This window comes from Hathewaya proteolytica DSM 3090, assembly GCF_900142225.1.
GTDB classification, from domain to species: Bacteria; Bacillota; Clostridia; order Clostridiales; family Clostridiaceae; genus Hathewaya; species Hathewaya proteolytica.
The window spans coordinates 1-17,113 of sequence record NZ_FRAD01000021.1; the positions used below are offsets into that span (position 1 = coordinate 1).

Here is a 17,113-nt window from a genome sequence, read left to right on the forward strand (position 1 = left end):
GGAATGTAAAATTAACTAAAGATGCTTTTATCCATTCAGATCAAGGCATTCATTATACTAGTCCAGCTTTTCAAAAATTAGTAAAGAAATATAAATTAGGACAATCTATGTCTAGACGTGGTAACTGTTGGGATAATGCACCACAAGAATCATTCTTCGGACATTTTAAAGATGAAACATACATAAAGCCCTGTAAAACTTTAGAAGAGTTAAAGCGGGAAATTAAGCAATATATGATTTATTATAATAACTATAGATATCAATGGAACTTAGAAAAGATGACCCCTGTTCAATACAGAAATCATCTTCTCAATTGTGCCTAGGCTTTTTTAAATTGTCCTTGACAAAGGGTACATTTTATTTAGTTGTGCAGTTTTTTTCATATGTTTATATAGATTAAAGGGTATAAAAAAAATAAATTAGATAAAACTATAAATAGCTTTAAATATTTGTGATAATGTGTTATAATAAATACTTGTGAATGTTAATCAAACTGTGGAATAATTTTAGGTCGAACTTAAAAGCCTGTTGTGAACATTTAAAATGGGATTTAGGGACGGCTTTTTTTGTGAATATAAGGAGAATAGAATGGAAAAAATTAAATTTAGTGAATTACATATATCAGAGGAGATACTTAAGGCAGTAGAAAATATGGGCTTTGAGTATACTACACCGATACAAGAACAAGCAATACCTGTTATTGCAGAGGGTAGGGACATAGTGGGCCTTGCTCAAACAGGAACAGGAAAAACAGCGGCTTTCGGTATACCCTCACTTGATAAAGTAGAGAAAAATGTGAAGGGCATACAGCTTATGGTTTTGTGTCCAACTAGGGAATTGGCACTTCAAGTAGCAGAGGAGCTAAAAAAACTTAGTGAATTTAAGAAAAATATTAAGATAGTCTCTATATACGGTGGAGACTCTATGGGAAGACAGTTATCAGATCTTAAAAGAGGCGTTAACGTTGTAATAGGAACTCCAGGAAGAGTTATGGACCACATGAGAAGAGGTACTCTTAAATTGGAGAACTTAAAGACTCTTATACTAGACGAAGCAGATGAAATGCTGAATATGGGATTTAGAGAAGACATAGAGGTAATACTTCAGAGTATAGACCATGATATTCAAAAACTTTTGTTTTCTGCTACTATGAAGAAGAATATAATGGAAATTGTAAAGGAATATCTAAAAGACCCTGTAAAGGTAAAAATAGAGGCAAAGGAGCTTACAACTCCAAACATCACCCAGAAGTATATATGCGTTAAAGAAGATGATAAGGGTGAAGCTATATGCAGAATAATAGATTTTGAAAATCCAAGAGTATCCCTTGTTTTTTGCAATACAAAAAGGAAGGTTGATGAGTTATACGATGTTTTAGAGTCTAGAGGCTACGATTGCGAAAAGATTCATGGTGATATGAGACAGAGCGCAAGAAACTTAGTAATATCAAAGGTTAAAGCTGGAAAGATAAAGATACTAATAGCTACGGATGTGGCAGCAAGAGGTCTGGACATAGAAGAAGTAGATATGGTATTTAACTACGATGTTCCAACCCATGAAGAATACTATGTGCACAGAATAGGTAGAACTGGAAGAGCAGGAAGACAGGGTACTTCTGTGAGCCTTGTTACGAAAAGAGAAATGAGAACAATAAAAGACATCATGAGGTTTACAAAGAAGGATATGGAGCAGGCAAAATTGCCATCTATAAAGCAGCTTCAGCAAGCTAAGATATGTGAATACATGGATTCAATAAAAAACAACATAAATGAAGAATCAAAAAATAAGTATTTATCCCATGTAAATAAGCTAATTGAGGAAACAGGATGCACCGCAGAAGACATCCTTTGTAGCCTTATAGACACTCAGCTTTCTCTTCAAGAGTACAAAGATATTGAAACTCAAAGCTTATCTTCAAGTGAAAGAAGCTCTACAAGAAGCAGAAGGGAAGATAGTAGCCAAGATAGAGAGTCTAGGAGTGGCAGAAGAACACAGGGCAAGACACCAGAAAAGGGAATGAAGAGATTCTTTGTAAATGTAGGCAAGGATAAGGATATAAAGGTTGAGGAAATATTGAAACTTATTGTTACAAATACAAATATTACAGGCAAAGACGTGGGCATTATCGACATGTACGATAAATTTACTTTTGTAGAAGTAAAAGATAAGTACATGGAGGAAGTGTTGAAAAAGTCTTCAAACAACAAAATTAAAGGTAAAAAAGTAAATATAGAATTAGCAGGAAAAAGAAAAAATTAAGGTTACGGATTTGTAGGAGGGGAGTATTTTGAATAAAATAGCCAATGATAGCTGTCCAGCACCCGTGGAACCAGGTGAGAAAAAGAATCTAAAAGATATTGAGAGAAGCATTATCACCACCTATAGGGGACACATTTGGACAAAATTCACCAGAGCTATAAAGGAATACAATCTTTTAAAAGAGGGAGACAAGGTACTAATTGCAATATCTGGTGGCAAAGATAGTATGATTATGGCAAAGCTCTTTCAGGAGCTTAAAAGACATGGTCAGATTAATTTTGATATGAGGTTTGTGTGTATGGATCCTGGATATCATGAAAATATCAGGGAACTCATGGTAGAAAACTGCGAATATTTAGGTATACCCTTAGAAATATATGATTCTGGAATTTTTGACATAGTGGATATGGTGGCACAGGATTATCCTTGCTATATGTGTGCTAGGATGCGAAGAGGTGCATTATACAACAAAGCTCAAGAGCTAGGGTGCAATAAGGTGGCACTAGGGCATCATTTCAACGATGTCATAGAGACTACCTTATTAAATGTTCTTTATTCTGGAAACTATAAAACCATGCTTCCAAGAATTAAGTCGGCAAATTTTCCAGGAATAGAGCTTATAAGACCCATGTATTATATAGAAGAAAAGCATATTATCAATTTTACAAAGGCCAGCGGCATTGCACCTCTAAACTGTGCTTGTATGGTGGCAGCACACAAAATAGGAAATAAGAGATACGAAATAAAAAATCTTATAAAAACTTTGAAGGAAAACTTCAACGATGTGGATAAATCCATATTTAAGTCGGCACAAAATGTCAGTGTGGATTCTATACTTGGATGGCAAGATGGAAAAGAAAAACATTCTTTTTTGGAAAGATTTGATGATGAGGAATAAAACAAAAGAGGTCGCAGAATATAAACTGTGACCTCTTTTGTTCAGTTAATGTGAACAAAGTGAAAAAATATATTCTTATCTCCCCAACCTAGATCAAAAGGTACATTATATCTCTCTACGGTGTGGGAGTTGATGAGGGGATAACCATGGGAATCAAAGCCGCATACTATGGCGTTGTGATCAATATCATTCTTTTTTTCGTAGGATACTATATCACCATAATTTAGTTTTGAAAAATAAGCACCTGGAAGTGACGCCGAAGAAGAACACAGTGTTTTGAAGGAGCCTCTTTTAACTAGGTAGCCCTTTCCACTGTATATTATATAATTTCTAAAGGCGTCGGCATTTACCCATGGGGTACTACATTCATAAGTATTATTTAAACGCTTTTGAGTATACCATCCTCCATTTTGCGGCATATTGGCACCTTCTTTGTCACCCAAACATTGGGATACGTAATTTGTGCAATTGCCTCCAATGCCAGTGTAATTTGTGTACTTTGGATTGAAGCGAGGAGTGGCATTGTCTGTTACCCAACGTACGCCGCAATATCTACGGGCGTATTCTACGGCTTTTAATCGATTGTACTTCCAGGGTTTATCTGGTATAGTTAGTTCTCTATCTATGGGAGATAATTGGCTTATATTATATTTAAGGGGACTTGCATCTGGCAAGGTGTCCTTTTTTAGATTGTGATAATAATTTTTTAAAGCGTCGGAGAAGCAATCTAAATAGTAATCCGTTAAAATCTTGTAGGAATCATTGCTTTTTTGAAGCTTTATATAGTGGACTAGTGAAATTCCAAATAGGTTTTCTGTTTCATTTTCACCATCATAGATGTATTTAAATTTATAGTCCTCGTCTAACTGTATTTTATAAAAACTTCCCATATCCTTTATGGAATTAATATGTGGAAAAGATTGAACAGAGGTAAATTTAATTCCCCTTTCTGAAGACCAGTCTCTAAGGTACATCATGCGACACACTTCGTTTTCAATGCAACCCTTTCCTGCTACACTATTCATATTGAAATAGTTTTTTAATTCTTTTATATCCCCAGTGAATATAATATTATTTCTTGTGTTGTAGACATTTGTAAAAAACTCTTTCACCATTTCTTTTGTGTTTTCAATTGTCTCTATAGAAGAGGTCTCAGCTAAAACACAGATACTTTGTGAGAACATGAAGGTGAAAAAACACAGTATAGATAATAGGCAGTTTAATTTTTTTTTCATCTTTTTTTCTCCTTTAAATTATACTATTAGTATCTGTGTTTTAATTTGTTTTATACTCAGTAAAGCAAGAATAAAGTAAATAAATGCAGGATAAATAGTCTTGCAATTATGAATAAATCGTGATAAGTTAAAGTAAAGACAATAATATAAAATGGAGGGAAAGTAATGAAAAAAGAATTTTTTATTAATAACAGAGAAAAGCTTTCTGAGTTGCTAGAAGACAACAGTGTAACTGTAATGTTTCAGGAAGATGCACCATATAAATCTGCGGATTACAAATATTCCTTTGTACAAAACAGAAACTTTTACTATATGACAGGTTTCCCAAGAGAAAAAGCCATTTTTTTAATGAGTAAAATTGCTGGTAAAGTATTTCAGGCCTTATTTATTGAAAGATTTGATCCTGTAAAGGCTAGATGGGTTGGTCCAAGACTTTCCATAGAAGAAGCTAGAGAATTTACGGGCTTTGAAAACATTTTTTACCTAGATGAATTTGAAGAACAATTCCAAAAGATGCCCAATGAAAATGCCACAGAACTTACATTATACCTAGATCTTGAAAGACAAGAATACGGTATAAGAAGAACTAAGAGTCAAGTGTTTGCAGAGGAAATTTTGAAGATATATCCATACTATAGAGTGAAAAATTGTTTCCCATACATTGCAAATCTCAGACTTATAAAAACTGAAGAAGAAATTTCTTTAGTTCGCAAGGCAATTGAAATAACAAAAGAAGGATTATACAACATGTGGGCTCACATAAAGCCAGGCATGATGGAATACGAGCTAGAGGCTTATTTTGACTACAGCCTTAAGAAGAACGGTGTAAAGTTCACAGCTTTCAATACCATAGTAGGATCAGGCCACAACGGTACAGTTCTCCACTATGAAGAAAACAATTGTATGATAGAAGACAACACTTTGGTTCTTACGGATTTAGGTGCACAGTATCAGCTGTACAATGGTGATATCACTCGTACCGTACCAGCTAGTGGAAAGTTCACTAAGAGGCAGAGAGAAGTATATGAAGCAGTGCTAGAGGCACAGAAAGCCATAGAAGCTTTCGTAAAACCAGGCATCATGTGGAATGATGTAAATGAGTATGCAAAAAAACAGCTAGCTGAAGCATGCAAAAAGCTTGGCCTTATAAAAGAGGATGAGGAACTGACAAAATATTATTTCCATACATTTGGACATCCTTTAGGTTTGGATACCCACGATGTAGGAAGCTACGATGTACCTCTTACAAAGGGCATGATTTTAACTAACGAACCAGGGCTTTATATACCAGAAGAGAATATCGGTATAAGAATAGAGGACGATCTTCTTTTGACTGAAGACGGATGCGAAAACTTGTCAAAGGATATAATTAAAGAAGCAGATGATATAGAGAGATTTATCACAGAACATCAAGGAGTATAATAAAAATTTAAAATAAATTAAAAAATTTAAAAATCTGTTGACAATGATAAAAGCTCAGCGTATAATAAAAATTGTAGCGTGACTAACGCAAATAATATGAAGGAGGTAAATAATTATGAGAACTATTAATATTGTAAGAAATTATGTAAATAGTACAGTGAAAATAGATAGTATTTTAATTAATGTGCCTGCTTCAGATGGTTTTGTTTTATAGTAAGTCCTTAGCTACAGCTATTATTATGAGATTTACAAAACGACTTTTGAATCATGGGTGCATTACCCATGATTTTTTTCGCCATTTTTAGGCTTTAAAAGGAATCATGGGTGAACCATGGTTCTTTTACTTTTAAGGGGGGAATGAGAATGAAAAGATTGCTTAAGTATACCTTAAAGCAAGGGTGGTTTGTCCTAATACCCGTACTGTCACTATTTGTAGACATGGGTCTTGACATAATACTGCCACTAATTTCAAAGGAATTGGTTGATACGGTGTTAAAAGGAGCACAGTACAATCTTCTTTGGAATGTGCTGATAACACTAATGGTGGTAACCATAATTAGAGCTATAATGGGATACGTAGAAGAGTACAGCTTTGATGTACTGGGAAATAGGGTCCACAAGGATCTGAAAGAAGAGATGTTCAATCACATCACAACGTTACACTTTGGATACTTTGACAATATGAATACTGGAGAGTTGATGTCTAGGATAACAGGAGACGTTGAGAGCGTGTGGAGAACCATCGGATTTGGACTTAGAATATGTGTGGGAGACTTTATATATTTTATTATGGCCACGGTGGTGCTTATGAATATAAGTCCGAAGCTTACCATAGCTTGTGTGGCTGTTATGATACCTATAGGATTTTTAGCAGTAAGTCTTGAAAAGAAGGAAGATGAAATTTACGGCGATATCAGCGATCAGAGAGCAGAGATGAATACTGCTGCCGAGGAAAACATTGCAGGTGTAAGGCTGGTAAAGGCATTTGCCAGAGAAAAACACGAGATATTAAAATTTCTTGGTATGAACAGAAGAAATTATGAGCTAAATATGAAGGAAGCAAAGGTGAGAAGCAATCATTTACCCTTGGGCGAATTCCTAGCAAATACTGCCATTGTAATTATGATATGTTTTGGTGGATACCTTGTAATAAAGGGAGAAATGACCCTGGGTGGACTTGTAGCCTTTAACGGATACATCGGCACCATGATCTGGGTAATGAAGGATATGGGCTTTATAACTAGTATGTTGGCGCAAAACAAGGCATCATGCAAAAAAATATATACTATCTTGGATACAAAACCTAGAATAGTAAGTCCAACAAATCCAGTTATTGATGACATAAAAGGCCACGTTGAATTTAAAAATGTAACATTTAAGCACGGTGATAGCGAAATACTAAAGAATATAAACTTTAAGGCTAAAGCTGGAGATACTGTTGCTATTATGGGAACAACGGGAGCAGGTAAGACTTCTATTGTAAATCTCATTGGAAGATATTATGACGTAAAATCCGGACAGGTTTTAGTGGATGGTGTGGATGTAAAACAGCGAGAGTTGCACAATCTAAGGCGTAACATGGCAGTGGTACCACAGGACGTTTTCTTATTTTCAGATAGCATAAAAAATAACGTATCTTTAGGAACTGAGGATATGAGTAAAGAGGAAATAGAGAATGCCTGTAAACTTGCCTGTGCAGATGATTTTATTCAGGAGTTAAATGAAAAATACCATACAGTAGTTGGTGAAAGAGGCATAGGACTTTCTGGAGGACAGAAACAGAGGATATCCATAGCAAGAGCATTGGCTAGAAAAGCTCCAATTCTTATACTAGATGACTCAACTTCAGCTCTGGATATGGAGACGGAATACCAGCTGCTTAAGAATTTAAGAAACAAAGAAAATAAAGCAACAACCTTTATAATTGCCCACAGAATATCAGCGGTGAAAAATGCTGACTTAATACTTTTCATGGAAGATGGGGAAGTAAAAGAACAGGGAACTCATAAGGAATTGGTAGAGAAAAAGGGCAAATATTACGAAATATACAAGGAACAATTTAAGGATTTCCTTGAAGATGAACAGATAGACAATAAATGTGATGAAGATAAGATATTGGCAAATGCTGAGGTTTCGTAATAATTAAAAAAAATATTGAAATCACATTAAAAAAGAGAAGGTGAAAGATTTGGCAGAAAATATAAACGGCGTTAGAGCGGATGAAGAAGTAAAACGATATAAGAAAATGTCTGTGGTAAAGAGATTGTTTTCTTATCTTAAGCCTTACAAAATGAAAGTTTTCATAGTAGTATTGCTTATGATAGTAATCATGGTATCCACCCTTATAAACCCCATGCTTCTTGAAGTTGCCATAGACAAATGCATTGGAAACAATGATGTAACGGGGCTAATTTACATGGCTATAGCCATGGTTACCATGAACCTTGTGGCCATGTTTGCCATGAAGGGCAGAATAAAACTAATGTCCTCCATTACAAATAATATATTAATCAACATAAGAGAAGATTTGTACACTCACATACAGAAATTGTCCTTCGGGTTCTTTGACAGCAGACCAGTGGGAAAAATATTGGCAAGAGTCATAGGAGATATCGACTCTTTGAAGGAACTCTTCGACACTAGCATCATGAACCTTATACCTGAGATGTTAACCTTAGTTTGTGTGGCAGTTATGATGTTTGTGATGAATTATAAATTAGCTTTCTGTGCTCTTGTGATTATCCCACTTTTGTTTTTGGGTATATTCACCATAGAGAAAATAGGCACGGAAAAGTGGAGAAAGTTCAGACAGAAAAAATCCAATTTAAACGGTTTTATCCATGAGGATTTTTCCGGCATAAAGCTTGTACAAGCATTTGCAGCAGAAAACAGCAGAAAAAAATCCTTTAAAGATATGAATGGTGATATGATAAAAAGTTTTATATCCTGTGTTAGAATAAGCGATTTGTTTTGGCCATTAGTAAGTACATCCTCTGGTTTAGGAACCATACTTGTGTATATCTTTGGAGCAAAGTTTATACAAGGTGGGGAATTGGAAGTGGGTACACTGATTTCCTTTACATGGTACGTAACCATGTTTTGGAGGCCGATCATAAAGCTAAGCGATTTTTACAACAGTTTAATCACTAACATTGCTGGTGGAGAGAGAATATTCGAGATTCTAGATATGGAACCTGAAATATTTGCAGGAGATCATTGCAAGGAAATGCCTACCATAGATGGTAGAGTAGAATTCAAAAATGTAGGTTTTGCCTACGATAAAGATACCACAGTGTTAAACGATATTAGTTTTAATGTAGAAAAGGGTAGCAGCATTGCCCTGGTTGGAGCCACCGGTGCAGGCAAAACAACCATAATAAATTTAATAAGCAGGTTCTACGATGTAAACAGTGGTGCAGTTTTAATCGATGGAATAGATGTAAGAAATGTAACCTTAGAGTCCCTTAGAAGTCAGATGGGTATCATGCTTCAAGATACTTTCCTATTTTCAGCTAGCATAAAAGAAAACATAAGGTACGGAAAACTAGATGCTAGTGATGAGGAAATTATTGAAGCTGCAAAAGCTGTAAATGCTCATGACTTCATCATGAAGCTTCCAAAGGGTTACGATACAGAAATAAATGAAAGAGGATCAAGACTTTCAGTAGGGCAGAGACAGCTTATATCCTTTGCCAGAGCTCTCCTTGCAAATCCAAGGATTCTTATTCTAGATGAGGCTACGTCTAATATTGACACAGCTACGGAAATTCTAGTACAAAGGGGCATACAGAAATTATTGAAGGGAAGAACTTCTTTCGTAATTGCTCACAGATTATCTACTATTAGAGACTGTGACAGAATAATGGTTATCAATGGTGGAAGTATAGAAGAGAGCGGAACTCACGAAGAGTTGTTAGCTAAAAAAGGTTATTATTATGATTTGTATATGGCTCAGTACAGATTCTTAAAAGAAGGAGCTTAAAATTATACAACCCTAAATTAATATGTGATACAAAAAAAGTGCGGTCCCCCCGCACTTTTTTATGATTCTGTGGCTAATTTTGCTTAGTTATGCTGTAGCAAAGTTCTTGAACTATTTTACCGTCTAAAGTTTTAAGAGATTTTTCCTTAGAAAATCTGTAGATAAATCCACATTTTTCAATCACTCTTTTTGATTGACTGTTAAAATTATAGTGGCTTGTCCAAATTTCATCTCTCTGCTCTATTTCCAGCAGATGTTTTATTAAAGCTTTTGTCGCTTCTGTGGCAAAACCCTTATTCCAATAATCAGTGTTTATAGTGTAGCCAATATAACAGGAATTTAAATGGTCATGGTTTTTGTCTAAAGAGATATTGTCTATTCCTATAAATCCTATGACCTTGTCACTGGAGTGTAAAGAAATAGCCCAGGAAAGTCCAGATTTCATAAAACAATGTAAACTATTTCTACAATCATCTACATCTAAAATTGTCCTACCACCAGAACATTTTGCCACTCTTTCATCTTGCAACAATTCTAAAAGATCCTGTAAATCATTTTCATGCCACTCCCTGAGAAGAAGCCTTTCAGTTTCAATAGGAACCATATAATCCACTCCTAAAAAATTAAATTTAAAGGAATTATACTATCTTTGAGGAGATTTTTCAATGAAGAAGTTATAATGAAGTGAACTCATAATAATATAAATTGAATGAATATTGATAAAGTGATTCATATACTATAAAATATAAGTAAAGATTTATAGTATATGGGGGTTGACAATGAGAAAAAAGAAAACTGTTCTCAAAGTAAGTTTGTTAATTGTAACTACAGTGTTTTTAAGCGGTGTAATATTTGCCATGTGTTTTAGGGATGGTCTAATTATGGATTGGATAGGCATTCATGCAGAACTTCCTTTTGGGAAAAAAGTGAACATTGGCATCATCAATGAAGATGTGGATAACAATAAAAATGGCATTTCAGATCCTATAGACATAGTAAATGCTGCAAGACAGGAAGTTAAAAATAAGACAACATATAAAAGTGCCTATTATGTGGGGGGATATCCACCAAATAATGAAGGGGTTTGTACAGATGTGGTGTGGAGGGCATACAAGGGTATAGGCGTGAGTTTGAAAGATTTAATGGATAAGGACATTGCAGAAAATACGGAATTGTACCCAAGGGTTCATGGTAAACCAGATCCCAATATAGATTTTAGAAGGGTTGTAAATCAGCTTGTATATTTTGAGAGGCACTTTGAAAACTTGCCAGTAGAAATAGATGTGAAAGATATTGAAAACTTGAAGCAATTTCAGCCAGGGGATATAATCGTTTACACTGATGGATATGAACATGTAGGAATTGTATCGGATAGACGTTCTAGAAGTGGAATCCCCTATATAATACACAACGGCGGCCCTGTGCCATCGGAGATAAAGTTGACCTCCATAAAAATACCTATAAGAGGCCATTTTAGATGGAGCTTTTAATATTATCTCATAAGATATTCGTATATTTTATATGGTAAATAATCTATTTGGAGCTTATTTAAAGTATAAATAAGATAATTTCCACTTCTTTTTTTATCTACAATTTTTGCTTGGTACAATAATTTTAGTGCTTTAGATACTGCTGCTTCTGATACATTTAATATAGTGCTTAACTCTTGTGTAGTCTTACCTTTTTTGCTTATTTCCTTTAATATTCTAAGACGTGTACCATCCCCCAAAGCTTTTAGTACTTTTTCCAAATCCTTTGGGGCTTCCTTTTCATAATGCTGCAATTCAAGTAGTACTGTAAGATCTAGACTATTTTTATTGTAACCTAATAAAAGATGAGGACTTATAAAAGTAGATATATTTATAGTTATTTTTTTTATATCTGCCCACTTCATTCTAAATTCTCTGTATTTATAAAATACGATTTCCTCATCTTCTATTTTGATTCTTTCATGAATACTATCTATCAATGCCATGATTCCTTTTTCCTTTGCATAGGAAGATTTTTTCTTTAAAACTCTAACCATCATCGGTTCTATATATTTTAATTCGTGGCTAAATACATTAATATAAAAACTTTTAAGCAAATTTATAAGCCTAGAATACTGTGCTTCTGTTATTTTTCTATTAATATCATATGTTTTGATTATTTTTGTTATTTTATATAGTGGCACATCCTCTAAAAATTCAATGCTGCTTAATACACTTAAATTATTGCATTCTGCAAAAGCAATCATAAAATCTAGTGGAACAATATATCCCTCTGTAAACTCACCAACCTCTATTATTTCTTTTTTTAGTTCTTGACTCATATGTTCATTTACCGTGTCTATCCATGTTTTTCTATGCAAATGATGATCACTTTTATATAAAACATGTAACGCACAAAGCATTTCTTTTAAAGGTGAATACACAAACTCACACAGTATCTTCTTTTCATAAATTGTATCAATATTCATAATGCCTCTTAAATTAATAACATATTTTAGAAATATGTGAAATTGCCTGTTTTTCTACTGTGATTTTCTACTATTTTTATTATTATAACTGAAGAAAAGTATAATACTATGATTATAACTATTCCAATGAGTATAAACTTTTTAATATCAGCAATAGAACTTCCATCTAACATAACTCTTCTTACTGCTTCTACTGCATAAGTTAAAGGAAAAATTAAACTTATTATTTTCGCCCACATTGGGAATAATGTTGTTGGTACCTTAACTCCTGCAAATGTTTCCATGGTCTCTTCCAACATTGAAAAAAGAAAACCTGAGTCCCTTGAAAATAAGAATAAGGTGTTTAGTAACATCCCCCACAAGATAGCCATAGTTATTGTTATAGTACACACAATAATTAAAGACAAATAATTAATATTTAAAACTTCCTTTTTAAATATTAATATGCCTATGGAGAAAAGTACCATGAAGACTACACTTTCAAATAACGAAGATAATGCATTTCCCAATATTACACCTTGCCTTGAGGCTGGAGATAAGTATATTAATTCTAATGTTCCGCTAACTCTTTCAAAAGAGAACTTCCAAGCTGACTGGACCAAGCTTCTAAACAGACTCATAGTCATATATCCTAATAATATAAATATTATCATATTATCTTCATTAAGATAAGGTATATTGCTATTGTTTATGTTAAAAGGTTTGAAACTATAATAAGTTGTAATAAAATGCAATATTGGCCAAACAAATAAGGATATATATATGGTTTTACTATAAAAGTAATTTAAATGTTGCTTTTTCATTTCTCCCTTTAAAGCTTTAAAAAACGCTGTCATGCTTTAAGCCTCCTTTTTAGCAAGTTTAATGATTGTATCTTCAAGTCCTGGTGATATTTCATAAAATTCTTTAATAATAGCACCACTATTTATACAGGCTTTTGAAATATGCATACTTAAGTTGATACTGCTTAATATCTTATAAGACTCATCATTCTTATATACCTCTACAGTGTTATCCATTATCCTCAATTGTTTTAGCAATACATCTTCAAAATTAGCAATGGTGTTATGAAGGGTTAACTTATATATTGTTTTTTTAAATACTTCCTTAGATAGGTCCTTTATAGTTCCCTGTTTGATTATTTCTCCTTTTTCTAAAATGTATATATAATCACACAACTCCTCAACTTCACCCATGTAGTGAGAAGTTAATAATATTCCCTTTTCTTGATTTTTAGCTAAGAATTTAGTATGAGCCCTTAATTCTTTTGCAACTATAGCATCTAATCCAAGCGTTGGCTCATCCATAAATATATAATCTGGATTATTAATAAGACCTCGCGCTATTTGCAATCTTTGCTTCATTCCCTTAGAATATTCCTCCACCTTTTTATCCTTATTTTCATATAAACCTACCAGCTTTAATAATTCTTCTATCCTTACTTTTAGAACCTTGTCATCTATATCATAAAGTTGGCCATAATACCAAAGATTTTCATAGGCTGTAAGTCTCCAATAAATCATTCTTTCCCCACCAGCTACCATATTTATTTTTTTCTTAATAGCCTTAGGATTTTTTATTCCATTTATCCCATCCATAAAATAACTTCCCTTGTTTGGAGAAAGTAATGTGGTTAACATCTTTATAGTAGTGGTTTTTCCTGCACCATTAATCCCTAAGAGTCCAACTATCTGACCCTTATCTATTTTAATAGATACATCCTTAACAGCTTCTACTATTTGTTTTTTTCTACTAAACAAACCCTTACCAATTTTAGTTTCAAATTGCTTATTTAAATTTTTTGCCGCTATCATAATTATCACCTATCCTTGTATTTTTTCGAGTGCAATATACTCAATTTTCTTTAAAGATAAAAATCCAATAAATAGATAGATTGTACTTAGTATAAATACATAAACTATTGTACCTATCTGCTCACTTAATCCCTTGCCTAAAATAGCTGAACCTCTAATCAGATTTGATATTTCCGTTACTGGTATCAATTCTCCAATGATTTTTAAGGAATGTGGCAAGTATTCTACTGGGAAAGTGATTCCACACAATAAAAACATAGCTACAAATAAAGTGTTTTGAGAAATATAAGTATCTCTTGTGTAGAGCATTACGGAGCCCAAAACCATAGATAACCCAAAGAATCCATAAAGAGCTAAAAAGAATACAAATATAAAAGCAGGAAAATTCATACTTTTAAAACTTAATCCAAATGGCATCGCTATAATTAATGAAATTAAAACTTCAAAAGTAGTAGCTATAGTTTGATGCAACATATTTCCTATAAAATATTCACCCCTTTTAAAAGGCGTCATCATTAAACTTTCTAGTGTTCCCTCTCTAAGTTCAGTAATAAGACTTCTACTTACATTAAGGCAAGTTCTTACTACAAAAATATAAGTTAAACTTCCCCAAATTACATATCCCATATAATCCTCAGTTTTTGTGTACTTAAAGAAATCATCTCCAACTACACCGTTAAAAAGTAGCTTGTACATAAATAATGCTCCAACTACAGTATAAAATCCCGTACAAACGTTTCCTATAAAAAAGCTCTTTGGATAGGCTCGCAACATTATAATAAAATTTCTTATAAAAGTTGCCTTCAGTACTTTTGCTCTCATAAAATAGTCCCCCCTTTTGTATGGTTATCATTAACCATTTGGTTAATCAAATACATCCTTTCTTTAAGGCGGGACAATTATACATTGCGTAAATAGTAATGTCAAGATTATTTTCACTATTAGAAAATAAAAAGACTGCCTCACACCGTTTTGTTCACCAAAGTGGTATGTGAGACAGCTTGTTTAATTTATTATTTGATTTTTTTTGAAATAACAGTGCCAATAGATTTATTTAATATGATGGGCAATATAGCTAGGATTACTACCATGTATTTTGGTATGAAGTTTTCTTTTACTATAGAAAGAACTCCGAGAATGGCTGTGAAAATTCCCATAAAAATAAAGTAAATTTTTTGGAAAATTAAGATGTTTTTTTCTTGTTTTGATAAAGTCATTTCTTCCTGTGAAAGTTTCTTTTCATTATCTTTTATAGTGTTGCCTTTCTCGTCTACAAGAACTTTATGTAAAGGTAGAGTAATGCCTGCACGGGCTTCGATGATACCAATAACAATGAATAATCCTGCGAAGATTGTGTTTACCATAAAATCACCTCCGGAAATTAATTAGAATATAGAACATTATATCATTTATGAACTTTAAAGTCACTTCCATTAGAAAATTAGTTTTTATAGTAATAAGCCATAATTTATGATAGACTAGATATGAAAAAACACGGAATGGAGATAATATATGAAAAAAGGAAAAGAATACGAATTTAATATAGAAGGAACGGCATTCCCAGCCATAGGACTTGCAAAATACGAAGACACTAGAGTCCATGTAAAGGGTGCATATCCTATGCAAAAAGTCAGAGCAAAAGTTAATAAGAAAGGTACATCTAGAGTGGAGGCAAAGCTTTTAGAAATTCTAGAGAAAGCACCATACCAGATAGAGCCTAAATGTCCCATAACAGATCTATGTGGCGGCTGTGCATGTCAGGACATTCCCTATGAAAAACAAGTAGAGTTTAAAGATGAACAGCTAAAAAGATTATTCAGAAATGCAGGCTTTACAGATTTTAATTATGAAGGAGTGGAAAAGAGTCCAGCCATCTTCGAGTACAGAAATAAAATGGAATTCACCTTTGGCGACATGGAAAAGGGCGGCCAGCTTACCTTAGGCATGCACGTGAAGAATAGAGGATTTTCCATAGTAAGCACAGAACCATGCATGATCATGGACAGCGATTTTAGAAAGCTACAGAGCATCACCATGCATTACTTTAGAGAAAAAGGATTCTCACCATACAAAGTCATGAAGAGGGAAGGGTATTTGCGCCATTTTGTAATTCGAAAGAGCAAGAGAACAGGTGAAATTCTCGTAAACCTCGTGACCACAACTCAAGTGGACTTTGACCTTAGAGAATACAAAGAACTTATATTAAATCAGCAATACGAAGGAACTATAGCAGGCATTCTACACACCAGCAATGACTCCTTTAGTGATGCAGTTATCCCAGAAAAAGTAGAAGTATTATACGGCGTGCCATACATATACGAAGAATTGTTGGGCTTGAAATTCAAGATTAGTCCATTCTCCTTCTTTCAAACCAACACCTTGGCAGCAGAGGAACTATACAAAATAGTCCGCGACTTCCTTGGGGATACAGAGGACAAAGTAGTATTCGACCTATACTGTGGCACAGGAACCATAGGCCAAATCGTGGCACCAAAAGCAAAGAAAGTTATCGGCATAGAGCTCATAGAAGAAGCCGTAGAAGCAGCCAAAGAAAACGCAGCCCTAAATAACCTAACAAACTGCGAATTCATAGCAGGAGACGTGGCAAAAACCATCAACACCATAGAAGCATCACCAGATACAATAATCCTAGATCCACCAAGACCAGGTGTACACCCGGTAGCCTTGCAGTACGTAGTGAAATTCAACCCCAAAAACATCATCTATGTATCCTGCAACCCAAAAACCCTAGTGGAAGACTTAAAATATCTCACAGAACAAGGATATGTAATAGAAAAAGTACGAGGCAAAGACATGTTCGCACACACACCTCACGTGGAGACGGTAGCATTGATAAGAAGGGTAAAAAAGTAGGGGCGTAGAAAGCCAAGTATATAAGCCATTTGTGTATTTTGGAATTAAAAAATAGGATCGAGGAAATCGTGTGTTTTTTGCTTCATTTTAACATATCTAAATAGGCTAAAACGTTTGCGAGAGAGCTATTTAGATGTCGGTGCTTGACGAATGGTTAGGATAGATGGTGGG

15 protein-coding genes are annotated in these 17,113 nt (G+C 34.0%); 8 read left to right on the top strand and 7 right to left on the bottom strand.

Translation table 11 applies throughout. The features are described from left to right. From BUA73_RS10840 to BUA73_RS10850, 3 genes are all read left to right on the top strand, one after another. Positions 1 to 323 (top strand): IS3 family transposase (locus BUA73_RS10840; protein WP_143147008.1); only part of this gene is annotated, 323 nt, incomplete at its 5' end. Positions 324 to 588: 265 nt separating this feature from the next. Further along, positions 589 to 2,259, top strand: coding sequence for a DEAD/DEAH box helicase (locus BUA73_RS10845; RefSeq protein ID WP_072904148.1), 1,671 nt, complete (start codon positions 589 to 591; stop codon positions 2,257 to 2,259). Positions 2,260 to 2,287: 28 nt separating this feature from the next. Further along, positions 2,288 to 3,157 (top strand): tRNA 2-thiocytidine biosynthesis TtcA family protein, encoded by an 870-nt coding sequence (locus BUA73_RS10850; protein ID WP_072904149.1) that lies wholly within the window; start codon positions 2,288 to 2,290, stop codon positions 3,155 to 3,157. A 41-nt stretch (positions 3,158 to 3,198) separates the two neighbouring features. Here the strand turns inward: BUA73_RS10850 and BUA73_RS10855 are convergent, their stop codons facing one another. Continuing rightward, the gene (locus BUA73_RS10855) at positions 3,199 to 4,392 is read right to left on the bottom strand and encodes an amidase domain-containing protein (protein ID WP_084672240.1); all 1,194 of its coding nucleotides are present in this window, start codon (positions 4,390 to 4,392) and stop codon (positions 3,199 to 3,201) included. Positions 4,393 to 4,557: 165 nt separating this feature from the next. Between BUA73_RS10855 and BUA73_RS10860 the strand changes: the two genes are divergently transcribed. From BUA73_RS10860 to BUA73_RS10870, 3 genes are all read left to right on the top strand, one after another. Continuing rightward, positions 4,558 to 5,814 (top strand): aminopeptidase P family protein, encoded by a 1,257-nt coding sequence (locus BUA73_RS10860; protein WP_072904150.1) that lies wholly within the window; start codon positions 4,558 to 4,560, stop codon positions 5,812 to 5,814. A 363-nt stretch (positions 5,815 to 6,177) separates the two neighbouring features. Further along, positions 6,178 to 7,953, top strand: a complete 1,776-nt coding sequence (locus BUA73_RS10865) for an ABC transporter ATP-binding protein (protein ID WP_072904151.1) — start codon at positions 6,178 to 6,180, stop codon at positions 7,951 to 7,953. Between the two features lie 106 nt (positions 7,954 to 8,059). Beyond that, positions 8,060 to 9,796 (top strand): ABC transporter ATP-binding protein, encoded by a 1,737-nt coding sequence (locus tag BUA73_RS10870; RefSeq protein WP_207649874.1) that lies wholly within the window; start codon positions 8,060 to 8,062, stop codon positions 9,794 to 9,796. Positions 9,797 to 9,869: 73 nt separating this feature from the next. Here BUA73_RS10870 and BUA73_RS10875 read toward each other — a convergent pair whose 3' ends face one another. After that, positions 9,870 to 10,400: a GNAT family N-acetyltransferase gene (locus BUA73_RS10875; RefSeq protein WP_072904153.1), complete on the bottom strand. Its 531-nt coding sequence runs from the start codon at positions 10,398 to 10,400 to the stop codon at positions 9,870 to 9,872. 175 nt (positions 10,401 to 10,575) lie between these two features. Between BUA73_RS10875 and BUA73_RS10880 the strand changes: the two genes are divergently transcribed. Next, positions 10,576 to 11,286, top strand: coding sequence for a DUF1287 domain-containing protein (locus BUA73_RS10880; protein ID WP_093426700.1), 711 nt, complete (start codon positions 10,576 to 10,578; stop codon positions 11,284 to 11,286). 2 nt (positions 11,287 to 11,288) lie between these two features. Here BUA73_RS10880 and BUA73_RS10885 read toward each other — a convergent pair whose 3' ends face one another. The 5 genes from BUA73_RS10885 to BUA73_RS10905 form a co-directional block, all read right to left on the bottom strand. Next, positions 11,289 to 12,254: an ArsR/SmtB family transcription factor gene (locus BUA73_RS10885; protein WP_072904154.1), complete on the bottom strand. Its 966-nt coding sequence runs from the start codon at positions 12,252 to 12,254 to the stop codon at positions 11,289 to 11,291. Positions 12,255 to 12,280: 26 nt separating this feature from the next. Next, positions 12,281 to 13,090: an ABC transporter permease gene (locus tag BUA73_RS10890; protein WP_072904155.1), complete on the bottom strand. Its 810-nt coding sequence runs from the start codon at positions 13,088 to 13,090 to the stop codon at positions 12,281 to 12,283. 3 nt (positions 13,091 to 13,093) lie between these two features. After that, on the bottom strand, positions 13,094 to 14,068 hold the full coding sequence (locus BUA73_RS10895) for an ABC transporter ATP-binding protein (RefSeq protein ID WP_072904156.1): 975 nt from the start codon (positions 14,066 to 14,068) through the stop codon (positions 13,094 to 13,096). A gap of 9 nt (positions 14,069 to 14,077) precedes the next feature. Then, the gene (locus BUA73_RS10900) at positions 14,078 to 14,890 is read right to left on the bottom strand and encodes an ABC transporter permease (protein WP_072904157.1); all 813 of its coding nucleotides are present in this window, start codon (positions 14,888 to 14,890) and stop codon (positions 14,078 to 14,080) included. A 191-nt stretch (positions 14,891 to 15,081) separates the two neighbouring features. Beyond that, entirely contained in the window at positions 15,082 to 15,432 is a 351-nt protein-coding gene (locus BUA73_RS10905; RefSeq protein WP_072904158.1) for a hypothetical protein, read from the bottom strand. A 148-nt stretch (positions 15,433 to 15,580) separates the two neighbouring features. Between BUA73_RS10905 and rlmD the strand changes: the two genes are divergently transcribed. Beyond that, a complete protein-coding gene (rlmD, locus tag BUA73_RS10910; protein ID WP_072904159.1) occupies positions 15,581 to 16,942 on the top strand; it encodes a 23S rRNA (uracil(1939)-C(5))-methyltransferase RlmD in 1,362 nt (453 codons plus the stop codon). Positions 16,943 to 17,113 lie beyond the last annotated feature (171 nt).